8 protein-coding genes and 4 pseudogenes are annotated in these 13,060 nt (G+C 39.6%); all 12 read right to left on the bottom strand.

Annotated features, from left to right (window positions below; genetic code table 11):
- Window positions 1-76 precede the first annotated feature (76 nt).
- Window positions 77-1,996: a tetracycline resistance ribosomal protection protein Tet(M) gene (gene tet(M), locus GEZ84_RS02850; protein ID WP_000691744.1), complete on the bottom strand. Its 1,920-nt coding sequence runs from the start codon at window positions 1,994-1,996 to the stop codon at window positions 77-79.
- Between the two features lie 15 nt (window positions 1,997-2,011).
- Window positions 2,012-2,059: pseudogene (locus GEZ84_RS11115) on the bottom strand (hypothetical protein); the annotation flags it as partial.
- 313 nt (window positions 2,060-2,372) lie between these two features.
- Window positions 2,373-3,308: pseudogene (locus tag GEZ84_RS02860) on the bottom strand (conjugal transfer protein).
- Entirely contained in the window at window positions 3,305-4,306 is a 1,002-nt protein-coding gene (locus GEZ84_RS02865) for a lysozyme family protein (RefSeq protein ID WP_000769868.1), read from the bottom strand. Before GEZ84_RS02865 ends, GEZ84_RS02860 begins: the two are co-directional and overlap by 4 nt.
- Window positions 4,303-6,480: a CD3337/EF1877 family mobilome membrane protein gene (locus tag GEZ84_RS02870; protein ID WP_319946409.1), complete on the bottom strand. Its 2,178-nt coding sequence runs from the start codon at window positions 6,478-6,480 to the stop codon at window positions 4,303-4,305. The genes GEZ84_RS02865 and GEZ84_RS02870 overlap by 4 nt, the downstream gene beginning before the upstream one ends.
- Window positions 6,481-6,482: 2 nt before the next feature.
- Window positions 6,483-8,930: an ATP-binding protein gene (locus GEZ84_RS02875; protein WP_000331160.1), complete on the bottom strand. Its 2,448-nt coding sequence runs from the start codon at window positions 8,928-8,930 to the stop codon at window positions 6,483-6,485.
- On the bottom strand, window positions 8,914-9,306 hold the full coding sequence (locus GEZ84_RS02880; protein ID WP_000723888.1) for a conjugal transfer protein: 393 nt from the start codon (window positions 9,304-9,306) through the stop codon (window positions 8,914-8,916). The genes GEZ84_RS02875 and GEZ84_RS02880 overlap by 17 nt, the downstream gene beginning before the upstream one ends.
- Window positions 9,307-9,394: 88 nt before the next feature.
- Window positions 9,395-9,892, bottom strand: coding sequence for an antirestriction protein ArdA (locus tag GEZ84_RS02885; protein WP_000342539.1), 498 nt, complete (start codon window positions 9,890-9,892; stop codon window positions 9,395-9,397).
- A 116-nt stretch (window positions 9,893-10,008) separates the two neighbouring features.
- On the bottom strand, window positions 10,009-10,230 hold the full coding sequence (locus GEZ84_RS02890) for a hypothetical protein (protein WP_001009056.1): 222 nt from the start codon (window positions 10,228-10,230) through the stop codon (window positions 10,009-10,011).
- Between the two features lie 42 nt (window positions 10,231-10,272).
- Window positions 10,273-11,477: pseudogene (mobT, locus tag GEZ84_RS02895) on the bottom strand (MobT family relaxase).
- 22 nt (window positions 11,478-11,499) lie between these two features.
- The gene (locus tag GEZ84_RS02900; protein WP_000879507.1) at window positions 11,500-11,652 is read right to left on the bottom strand and encodes a hypothetical protein; all 153 of its coding nucleotides are present in this window, start codon (window positions 11,650-11,652) and stop codon (window positions 11,500-11,502) included.
- A gap of 2 nt (window positions 11,653-11,654) precedes the next feature.
- Window positions 11,655-13,039 (bottom strand): annotated as a pseudogene (locus GEZ84_RS02905) (FtsK/SpoIIIE domain-containing protein).
- Window positions 13,040-13,060: the final 21 nt, after the last annotated feature.

The following is a 13,060-nucleotide window of genomic DNA, read 5'->3' on the forward strand; positions in this document are numbered from 1 at the left end:
TTAATTCAAATCTTTATTAAAAAATATTTCATCTTATTTAACAAGAAACCATATTTATATAACAACATAAAATACACTAAGTTATTTTATTGAACATATATCGTACTTTATCTATCCGACTATTTGGACGACGGGGCTGGCAAACAGGTTCACCGGTAGTAACATGGTACCCTTTTAACTCTGTTAAACAAACACTACGTCCATTTGTAAAGAAAGTTAAATCACTACGATATTCTTGAATACACCGAGCAGGGATTTCTCCACTAAGAATGACCTCATTATTTTTCAATTGAGTGTCTACGATGTTCGCACAATATTTAGGAGCATCGTTGTATGCTCGTGAAAGATATTCCTGTGGCGCATAAATTTTAAAACTAAGATATGGCTCTAACAATTCTGTTCCAGCTTTTTTTAAGACTTGTTCCAATACAATAGGAGCAAGCATCCGAAAATCTGCTGGGGTACTAACAGGGCTATAGTATAAGCCATACTTAAAACAGATTTTACAGTCCGTCACATTCCAACCATATAATCCTTGTTCGCAACCATAGCGTATCCCTTCCATAACTGCATTTTGAAATGATTGATTTAAGTATCCAAGAGAAACCGAGCTCTCATACTGCATTCCACTTCCCAACGGAAGCGGTGATACAGATAAACCAATGGAAGCCCAGAAAGGATTTGGCGGCACTTCGATGTGAATGGTATACTCTGCTTTTTTTAACGGTCTTTCCATATAAATGACTGTAGGCTCTTTTATTTCTATCTCCACATGATACTTTTCTTGCAGCAGAGCACAAGTCACTTCCATTTGTACTTTCCCTAAGAAAGAAAGTATGATTTCATGTGTCGCAGAATCCACATAATATCGCAGAAGCGGGTCACTGTCGGAGATTTCTAAAAGTGCATCAAGCAACATTTCCCTTTGTTGAGGTTTGCTCGGTTCAACAGTCGTTTGCAGCAGAGGGAGGGGATTTTCAATTCTCTCTCTCTGTGGCAATAGCTTTGTATCTCCAAGAACACTATTTAACTTCAAAAACTCATTCTGCAAAATAACAATTTCCCCGGAATAAGCCTTATCGATTTTACATAATTCACCATTTATTGAAGTATACATTTCTGTAATTTTTATTTTTTCCTTTTCCGATATTCTAACCGAATCTCGCAAATGCAGTACGCCACTATAAAGACGTATATATGCAAGACGCTGTCTTTTTTCCGAATACTCAATTTTGAAAACTTTTCCGCAAAGTTCAGACTGACCTCGATGTGTTGATGAATAAAATTTATTCGTAATCACTTCTATAAGGTTATCAATCCCTATATTGTTTTTTGCACTTCCGTGATAAACAGGGAACAGAGAACAATTCTGAAATCTTATGCTTTCCTCTTGTTCGAGTTCCAATGCTTCTAATGATTTACCGGACATATATTTCTCTAAAAGGTCATCGTTTCCCTCTATTACCGTATCCCATTGTTCAGATTCGGTAAAGTTCGTCACACACATATTAGGATACAGTTCTACCTTCTGTTTGATTACAATTTCGGCAGAAAGTTTCTCTTTAATATCCTGATAAACCGTTGATAAATCAATTCCATTTTGGTCAATCTTATTGATAAAAAAGATTGTGGGAATCCCCATTTTCCTAAGTGCATGAAATAATATACGAGTTTGTGCTTGTACGCCATCTTTTGCAGAAATCAGTAGAATTGCCCCATCTAAAACTGATAATGAACGATATACTTCTGCTAAGAAATCCATATGTCCTGGCGTGTCTATGATGTTCACCTTCGTATTTTCCCACTGAAAAGAGGTTATTCCTGTCTGAATTGTAATTCCTCTCTGACGTTCTAAAAGCGTATTATCCGTCCTCGTTGTACCTTTGTCCACGCTTCCTAATTCTGTAATCGCTCCACTGTTATATAATAAGCTTTCTGTTAAGGTAGTTTTTCCTGCATCAACATGAGCTAAAACTCCAATATTAATAATTTTCATGTGATTTTCCTCCATTCAAAAACCCAAAAGGGCATAAAAATCCCAGTGATAAATACTTTTATCACTGGGATTTTTATGCATAACCATAGGTATACAAAGCATACAGATATTCTCTGGATACTTTAGAATCACATGATAAAGGTATTCTTAAACTGGGTACAAAAAACTAAGCCCTCCTAAAAAAGGACATCCAATTATTTGTTCCCACTATCAAATTGACAGTTTATTTAAGAATACCTTGCCGCATATTTATTAACTCCTTTTAAATAGATACTTAAATAATAGCACGTAAGAGCATATTTGTCAAGGAATCTCCAATTTTTTATCAAAGAGAGTACGTGATTACAAAATAGCTGTAATAATGTACCAATATTTGTTATTCTATAATCTTCCAATTACTCCCGTTCTTTTCAAGTACCAAATCAAATTGAGATACCTGCGTTGCTTTGGTCTGCTGGTCGATATACTCCACTGTCAGCGATACCGTGACTTGATTATCCTTACGATTGTGAATAGGATTTACCAGTTCTTGAAAGATGTACTCTTTTCCGATTGGTTTTAATATCCCGTCATTCACATAGTAGGAAAGTTCACTGGCTGTCGCTGTAGGATAGAGCTTGAAGAACGTCGTTAAAAACTCATTGATTTCATTGGTTGTAATGGAATCAACCGTCCCCTCACTTTCAATGGCTTTTGGTTTATAACTTGATTTCTTAGGTATGTTGGTAATGGTCGGATTCTTAACCAGTACCATATTTCCAGAACCATCTACATAGACACTCACTATATAAGCAGAGTGGACGGTCTTTGTATTTTCTCCCTCTGTAATGAGCTAGTCTACACTGTAGGTTACATTAAACTCATTGTCGCCAGTTGGCTCTACCGTCCATATCTGAAATCCTCTTACAGAAGACGATACAGGAATATCTTTGCGTACTGTATCAACATTGAGAGCTTGAAGTTCATCTGTCAGATAGCCTTTTAGACTTTCCATTCGATTATCAATGGACTTATCGGATTGCTCCCATGAATAGTAGACTTTCGCAAAGTTCTCTACAAAATTTTCTACATGATGAGTATCAACGTATTCCTTTTCTATGATAGTTGTTTCGTGAATAGTATGAGTATCTATAGCTGTAAAGTGCTTGAATATCGCAAAGCTGAAACTAAGCCCTAAAAGTACCCACAAGGCAATCACAACCTTTTTATGAGGATTGACCTTATAGTAGACACGAGGTTTCTTTTCCTTTGGTATCTGTTTTTCTTTATTCTGATTTTTTCTAAATTTCATCATTAAATCTTCCTTTCTCATTGTTTGATTCGTCCTGCTCCCACTAAATGCTGTTGCCAGTAGGGGCTTGTTAAGTCGGCATAACCGATTGGGTCGCCTGCATGAAACATACGGTTATTGCCAAGGTATATCCCAACATGAGTAATATAAGAGCCAGCGTTATAGGTAGAATGAAAGAAAACCAAATCGCCAGCTTGTGCTTCCGATAGTGGGATATGCTGGGTCACATCATATTGCTGTTGTGCGGTTCGTGGTAAGTTAATTCCAGCTTTTCCATACGTCCATTGTGTCAGTCCGCTACAATCAAAAGAAGTAGTCGGGGAAGCTCCACCGTAAACGTATCGCCAGCCCTCATATTTCAGTGCTTCGTCCATGATGGCTTGTACCGTATCATCATCAAACTCTGTTGTGACAAGATACTGCGTTACCAGTTGCACATAAAACATATTGCCATAGTTGTATCGCCAGCCCCCATTGATAGGTATGGCTATGGGATTGGGGTAAGACACTTTTTCGCCACCTGAATACTCTTTTGAGAAACTTTGAGCCAGTTCAAAGGTATATTTATTTCCACGATTAGCCACATACCCTAAGAAACCACCACCATAATTGTAGGACTGGATAACCGATTCTAAATCTACACTGAGCCTTTCGCTACTGGCTAATAATTCACTGAAATACTTCACACCTTGCTTAATGGATTCTTCTGTACTCAATGAATTAGGTGGAAGACCGAGGGATTCCGAGGACTGCATAACATCTTCCGCAGTACCGCCCGATTCCACCTGTATAATCGCAAGAAGTATGTTGACATATTCTTCAACGCCATATTCTTTGGCATATTTTTCTACCATAGGCTTATGAGCCAGCACTTCTGCGGAAACATTCACACCTCCATAATGAATATTGGAAATTCCGCTGTCCTGTTCATCTGAAAATAAAATGGCAACAAACAGAAGCAGTGAGAAGACCATCAAGAATAATCCAGAACCACCAATCACTAAAGTTTTCAACTTCATGGTTTCTTACCGACTTTCTTAATGGTGGCGGTTTTGATTGGTGGTCTACTTCTTGTATTTTGTAGTGGTACTCTTTGAACAGTAGACGGACGTTCTTTTGTGATTGGACGTTGTGAAGTTCTATCTGCTGTAGTGGTTGAAGTTGCTGGCTTTTGAACGGTTTTTTCTTGAACGGTATTGCCTTGGCGTTCCACTTTTGGACTTGAAAAATCGGACTTAACTGCTGGACGCTCTTGTTTGGCTTGTTGAGATTCCTTATATGAAGTCTGAATATTAGACTGTTTTGAGGTCTGTTCATCATGATATTGTTCTTGTCTTGTAGTCGGTCTTTCATGAACAGAAGAAGCAGGCTGTTTTTTCTGTTTGACCTGTTCCATTTCAGAGCAACGCTTCGCAATGGTTTTTCGCCTTTGTTCCTGCTGTTCCTTGCGTCCACTGGCTCTGTCCGCTTTGGTTTGAGAAATACTACTGGTTAAATCACGGACATTCTCTTTTACTTTGGATTTTCCTTGATATACTGCATATCTTGCATTGGTCGGCAAATCTTTAACCTGTTCTTTCAAACCACTAGCAGTGTCTACCATTCTGTCTTTGGTATCAGCTACTGTACCGATGGTTTGACCGATACGTTTTCCAAGTGTTGATTTTTCCTTTCCGTCTGGTCGGGAGTGATCTGCTTGTGTCCTTGCAGAACTCCCCGAACCCGACTGTCCTTTTTTACCTGTAACAATGGCAGACCCAGCTCCTAGAGTAGTCATGGAACGTCCAAGTTTCCGCTGTAGACGGTGCATGTGAGCGTGCATAAGCATACGAGGTTTTCTCATCACACGACTTCCCACACTTTGAGAATCGTTACTCTGTAGAGAAAACATACTCATTAAATCGCCCAGCTTGAAGTAGATTCCTGCAAAGGTCACAATCTGTAGAAAAGCAATCAAAAAGAACGGATAACCAGCCGATAAGGTATAGAGCATGGTTGAAATACTAAATGCTGTCGTAATAATCAATGTGATTCCAGCTCGTGTCAAAATGGTATTAAAGAGCTTTGTTATGGCTCGTTTTGACATACCATCAAATGATGGAATCATGCTTAAAATAAAGCTCACAGGCAGAAACATAGCATAGATGATAAAAAGTACCTGCGAGAAAATCATGATTCCTGTTAATAGGAATACAAATATGGAAATCCCAATATTGAAGACAAATAGGAAGAAGACTGTACCTAAACGGTTAATGGTCTTTGTAATGGTTAGATTGGTATTGCTTCTGTCTTCAATTTCTTCCGCAACAATTTTTTCTCTGTCTTCGCCATTGTTGGAATCTGGGCTGGTGGAGAGCAGGCTTTCCACACGGTCAATACCGATACTTTCAATGTCTGAACTGTTGTATTGAAGCAGTAGCCACGGTTGCTGAACCTGTATGGAAAACAGGCTATCTCTGATTAAGTCCACTCTGTCCTTGCCTTGACTATCGGAATGGGGCATGACAATCTTCGTGCCAAGTGATAAACTGGCATTACTGATGTCTGATGAAAAGTCATTGATTTTTTTAATGTAGTCGGGAGCGTAGGCAATAAAGGAAGCCGATAGGATAAACACCAGCACAAAATTCATAATGGCATGAATTGCCTTTGTGGTTTCTCTCTTTATCAGTCCCGTATAGGCAACATAAACCCCAAGAACCAAAATCAAGAGTAAGAGGAATCCAACATAGAAACCCTCTGTTGAAAATCCGTTTGCACTCACACCAGCTAAGGTCTGCATATTCTTACCAATGGAATCTGCTGTAGCGGAAATGAAGTCTAAGGAATAGGCTTCCTGTACTAAGTAACCTGTCGCATTGGAAACATACAAACTGATTGTCCAAATAAAATTGGTAATGGCATATAGTCCATACATGACCTGTTTTCCAATCCCGTCCGACCAGTTCCACGGAAGCCAGCCCCAGCTATTATCCACATAAAAATCCAGTTGATAGTTTTCAAGTGGGTATCGGCTGTATTCATTTGCCACATTGACCGTATCATCTACCAAGCCCGCAGCTTGAACCACCGTTCCCAGCATGGCTAAAAGAAAAATGGCAATCACAAGTGTGAAAGCCACTGTCATTGCCACTTTACCTAGACGTTTCAGCGTCCAGTTTGATTTTATTCTGTTTACTATTGATGGTTTCACATTTACACCTCTTTTCGCACAGGTGGTCTGGTATCAAAGGCATGGAGCAGTTCTTCAAATACAGGGTGGAACTGTATCACACCGACACGACCATATAAATCACTGATAAGGCATTGCCCGTTTTCCAAATCACGCAATCGCTTCTGATTGTTTTCGTCCTCTGGGTCTACACCAAAAAAGGCTAAGGTCTTTTTAATCTCGTTAAGGTCAGTGGAACGAAATGCAAATTTTAAGCCGAGGTTATTTTTCAGTTTTTCATCTAAGAGGTCGTCTGTATTTTGGGTCACGAAATATACCCCAGCGTTCATAGCACGACCAGCCCGAACCAGCTTCATAGATAGTGTTTTTCCTTGTGCTACCTGTAAAAAGCTCCATGCTTCGTCTAAATCTACAATCTTGAAAATGCTTCGGTCTGTATGGATAAAGTCTAAAGCAAAGGTACTAATGACAATCAGCATAGCAACGGATAAAAGCTCCATAGTGGTATATTCCTCAAAGGAAGTTTCCTTGTCGGGAAGTACCAAGTCCGCAACCTGTATAATGTTCAGTTGTTTTTCTAAGCTGATAGACTGCTCCACATAACCATTACTGAATAATAAATGTGCAAAGTCATAGTCTGTAAAACTTTCGATATGGTCGGCTATACTGGTACTTAGTGGCGTATTCTCAACCCGTAATTCCTCAATCACTTTCATCAACCCTCGTACTTCACTATTGGTTACTGCACGAATGGCTTTTCTAAGGATTGGGAAGCGTTCCCCATCACGAGAGGAAATCCCCGTAAGGAATGTCAGAATATCAATAGCCAGTGATTCAGAATCTTTGGGATTTTTCATAATCACATAAGGGTCAAGTAAGCCTTTGTTTTTCTCATCAGAAGTCAGAGTGACGATATTGATTTCATGGGAAATCTCTGGCAAGGTTTCTTTCCATCTGCCACGTTCTGCTTTTGGGTCTACAATCACTGCTTGTGCCCCATAAAGCACCGCATAATAGACGATAAGGTTATTCGCAAAGGATTTACCACCACCCAGCGAACCAACAAAAGCCGACGCTAACGCATTGGTTACTGAACCCTTAACCCCTTGACTGGCAAGAGCAGGTTTCAGATAGACATTGCGTCCAGTATCTAAGCTGTAGCCAACATAAATCCCCTCATTTTCCCCCAGCATTTGAGTAGCACCAAAACCTAAACCAGCGAGGAAATCAGAGGTCACGTATTGAATATAATCATTCATATAACGCTTGCTGGCAGGTAAAAATTCTTCATGTAAGCCGAGCATATCCCCAAATGGTCGTACCAGTTTTACGCTTAAATCGTCATAAAAATCTTTCACTTCATTACAACGACGTTTGAGTTCGTCAAGATCATTTGCTGATACCCTTACCACATAAGACAGCTTGTACATAGATTCCTTGCTTTGGTCTAAATTGGTTTCCAGCTCATTCACACTTTCCAGAGCTTCCGCCACATTGGAGCTGGTTTCATTATCACTTTGCCAAGCGTGGTTATCCAAGTCTTTCAGTTCTTTCTTTTTATTGCGGACAGTAGATAGGGCTTTACGATTCGCTACAATTTCCACATTCATTGACGTATCAATCGGGAATGTAAATTGCTGTTGCTGGTAGTAGAAGATTTCAGAGGACGGGAAGTCCAGTTCTCCGACAATGCTGTTAATGGTAAAGTAAGCTACATAGACGGTTTCATCTTCCTGCTGGATTTTCAAATATCGCTGTTTTTCTTCCACCAAACAGCGAGTAGGCTTAATCAAGTCATAGTATTTAATCAGCGTTTCATTATCCAGCTTTTTCTTTGATAGATGGTACTCATACTCTTCATAGGCAGTGCCTGTCTGTCCGTAAAGGTGTTCAATCAGATAGCCGAAGTCGTCCTTATCTAACCTGCGGATTTTGAAACGACGAGAGATTTTATTTTCTAAGAGCTTTTCCATCTTCTGAAAACGCAGGATTTCATCATTACTCATACTAACAAAATCGCCCATCAGCTTATGGTTCACATCATAGACAAAATCAGACAAAGCATTTTTTGCTTCAACGGTAAGACTTTTCATAGAAAACTCCTGATCGTTGAGAAGCAACTTAAAGCCGATAAAGAAACGGTAGTTCACTTGATTTTCGCCAATCATGGATATTAAAGCGTCTGTCTGTTGGTCGATTTTGTCATAGGCAACCGCTTTGAGCTTGCCAGTGACTTCATTTTTGGAACGCTCTTGTGCAGAACGTATGCTGGATTCTGTACTGATTTGTAAAGCATGAATTTTGCCATCACGATTTTGTGCGATAAGCTGTCTGAAAGAATCATGCACTTGTATTTTCTGTTCTGGACTTAGAAATGAGTAATTGTAAGGAACAAGCTCATAGTAAGCATAACATTCCCCGTCTTTATTCCAGACGAGATTGTTTTCAATGTATTTAATTGGATATGCCATAAAATTCACTCCTAACTGCTGTAATGGCTTCTTGTGGCTGGTTTCTGCCAAGCGTTACTTTTTTTCCTGCATAGGTCAGCTTTGGTCGCAGTGCATAAGCAATGACAGACTTCAAAAATCCATAAGGCTTTTTACCATCAAAAGTTTTTGTAGACATAAACCATGTGAAAGCCACAGGAATCCCAAAGTATTTGAGAAATGCTCCCTCTATCATGGAAAGAGGGGGCAAGTTGCCAAGTATCATCACTGCAAAGAGTGACACGACAAACCATGTCATTTGCGTAAAGGTTATGGGAAACGGAAGTCTAAAATCATTGATAGAATACAGTACCTTTTCCACAGACCAGATACTGGTATAGCTTCGTATTTTCTTCATGTAATCAATCCTTTCATAAAAAATAGGGGTAGCTGATTGAGCCACCCCGTAAAATAGAAAATCTGCCAGTAGTAATGTACCGACAGATTTAATAGACGATTTCAAAAATTCCATGATTGGTTGAGATAAACGTTCCTGAAAGGTCTAAATCCCGACCATAGGCTTGATAATCAATATAGTTTTGAAGACTAGCTGGTACTTCGCCTAAAGCACCCGTTTCTTCAATGTAGTAGCGTGCCACGTCATACATATCATCACAATCGGAATGAATGATAATATCCTCTTGATGTTCGCTTAGTTCTTCAATGCTTGAAAAATGAGTGAGCAGAGCAGATAGCTCCGATTGTAATTCTTCGGGTAATTCCGATACCATTTCCCATAGTCGATTGAGTTCGCCAATGGAAGTGTATTCGTCAACCGTAAAGGGTAACTCGTAGTCATGAATGGCGTATTCCTCATATTCATCATTCAAGCCGATTTTCTCTTTGACTTCCTCAAAGTCAATGGGAAAGGTAAACCACGCACCGACCAATTCGCCCTCATTGTATTTGCCTAAATTCGCAATATAGACTTGCATATCGTCCATATATTCACGTCCTTTCTTTGTAGAGATTCAAAAATCCCTACCGCACTTCGTTTGGTGTACCATTCCTTTGCGGAACATAAGAAAACCACTTATATTCCACAAAAGAACGGTTTTATTTAAGCACCAATAATGCGATTGAATAGCTCTAGTAAAATGTCTTTTACTCCAGCAGCGTTGAAGACTAAGCCAACCGCAATAATCGCAATAATTAAAAAGCCAATCAGTTTGCTAAACTCACGCTTGAAGCCAAGATACAAGCCAATCACAACGATTGCTAAAAGCACCAGTGATTGAGCGTTTGATAGAAACCAGTTATAAAGGTTTTGTCCAAAATTCATAAAAATGTTCTCCTCTCTATATTCAATGAATTTGTATTTGAGTTATTTTTTTGTTGTTATCACGTCCTGTTCTTTTACTGACTGTTGCTTCAAAATCTGCTTGTGTCGGTCTGTCAGTTTCGCATGGTCGAGAATGTCTTTTACAACCTGCGTCTGGTTGATTTCATCAAGTTTAATCGCAACCTTTAAGGTCGGGGCAACTTGATGAGATAGCCAGTTCAGCGTCCTTTGGAAGGAGTAAGGCTCTGGTTTTGTGGTTAGTTTTAATCGTTCACGATTGTTCCCAATAAACCAAGCCCATTCTTCATTCAGTTTCCAATCAGAACGAGGTTTGGAATCGTCTTTATCTACAAAACGGATATACCGATTGATAATTTTAAAGGCGGTATGCTCTGGATTGTCATAGACGAGTAAATCACGGACTGCATAATAGCACGCTCATTTTTCAATCGAATCTCAAAACGGTTTTTTACTTCAGCGTCTTCAATGGGAATATCATTTTTCTTGTACTGCTCGTAGTCCTTTTCATAGATACAGAAATAAACTTCACTTTGTAATGAACCGATATAGAGGGTGTTTCCCATACATTCCTTTTCCTCTTTGCGTACCAGTTCGCCACTGCGATAGCTTTTAAAACTGCGGAAGACGGAGATACATTCTTCCTGTTGGCACTTTTCAGTGAGTACAGGGATATTTAAAATCCCTGTCTTATCGTTAATGGCAAGGTCAAGGCGTTTCATCACACCGCCAGCCACCAAAACGTCCATAAAGAACTCATACCAGCTTCTTTGTTGTGCCAGAAGATAGCTTTCAAATTGTCTGCACCCACGACCTTTCAATTCCACCAGAACTCCTTTGTCCAGTTCATGGGAGCAAAGGACGAATATGTCGCCTAAAGCATAATGCTCTGAATAAGAATAGAAACCATAGTCCTCATGAAGAAAATAGGACAGTTTCAGTTGTAAGATGTTTTCGACCACCTGCTGTACGTCTGTTGTCGGAAAGCGAATTCTTACATAATCAAACAGCATTTCAAGGGGAGCGTCGGGATTGAAGCGTTCCAGAGCTTCCCAAAGGGACTGCTGTAAATCCTCTGATGGCTTGACTTTTCCTGTTTCAATATCGCTTAGATACTGCCTTGTAATACCAGTCGCAACAGCTAAACGGTTTTGAGATAGTCCATAAGCCAAGCGTTTTTCTTTTAAATGCTGTAACCAAGTTTGTTCATTCAGTAAAAATCCCTCCAATCAAAAAGGCGTATGTCAACTTTTAAAGCCCATTTGACATACGCTGAAATTTTGTAAATCCCTTGTAACCAAAGGATTTTCTAATGTTTTTTTGACTGTTTCCTGTCGATTTGTACCCCCCTGTTAGATACGGGGGGTTAAGTGCTGGCGTGGCTATTGCCACACCAGCCAGCAAGATCAGTCCACACCTGCGACTTCCGCTTCGCACGTCGCCTGCGTGGACTGTCTGCTGTTGGATAACTTTTTAATTTCCTCCAAGAAATCATATCCTTTTGGTACAAGGGGAGTATAAAACTCTGATATGACACTTGTTCCTACATCAACATAGCCACGACCTTTGATTCGCTTTAAGAAGAAATCCTTTTGTACGTCACTGCCAAACATCATGCCATAGCCCATTTCAGACATACGACCTAAAGCCACTCTGAAATTAAACTGATCACGGATTCCGTCGCCTAAATATTTTGCGTCTGGACGTTGACAAGCCAGTATTAGAAAGAAGCCAGCTTGACGACCTAACATGACAATCTGTTTCAGCTTATTCATAACTGCGGTGTTTTCTTTTGTTCCCAGCATTTCCATGAAAGCGACGTATTCATCAAAGATTAAGAAGTGTGCCGGGAGACCTAAGTAAGCATAATTTTTGCCAGTCTTATAGTTCTTCATCTGCTTCATTTCCTCACTACGTTTCATCATTTCTTCATAGAATGTTTCAATGCAAGAAAGCAAGTCTTCTTTTCTATAGTAGACATTTGCCATCACAGAACCTAAGTCCGCAAGATCAGCATTTTTCGGGTCAAGAATATACAGTTTTGAATCTGTATGAAGCAAGGCTTCAATCAGTGTCAGTATAAAGTAAGTTTTACCGCCACCTGTACCACCAGCAATCAACATATGAGGGAGCTTATCATATTCCCACCATACGTTTTTCATTAAGCGAAGTTTACCATCTTTAGCTTCTACTTCATCAATAGAAATACGACTGGCTATGGTGTCATAGAGCAAAGTATATTCCACATAGGAATCCTTTAACTCTTTATCCGTCAGCTCACAGTACAAGCCACTCTCTAATTTCTTTTCCAAGTGTAAGAGTTGGTCTTGATATTTTCCCAAGTGATTTCCACCCGTATCTGTATCAAGCCATTTTTAAGTCGATAATACATTTTAGGGAAGTAGGTTATCTTTTCCTTTGTACGACCAGCACTATCTTTAAAGAAACCCTCTGTTTTGACCTGTTCAGATTCATACCACTTGTTTTCAAGTATCATCTTTGCCAGTTTTTGACGGTGGTAAAGTTGTTTAACCGTATCATAGCGAACCCGTTTGAATACAAACGCTACCAGCAAGCAGATAAGAATTGCGACACTGAAACTGATAATTAAATAGGGAATGTCAATCTTATCTGCTTGTGATAGGTTAAAATCCTGCCAGTTGATCTGCTGGATTGTCTTCACATGAAACAGTCCGACAACCAGCAGGAAAACAGGCAGGAGTGACGCTATCGTAAAATGAAAGACTAAATCTTTACCAGATGGGCGAATCCTTTTACCACGCTGTTTCATGCGAAAAAGTCTCCTTTCTAC

This window comes from Streptococcus mitis (assembly GCF_009496155.1).
GTDB classification, from domain to species: domain Bacteria; phylum Bacillota; class Bacilli; order Lactobacillales; family Streptococcaceae; genus Streptococcus; species Streptococcus mitis_BQ.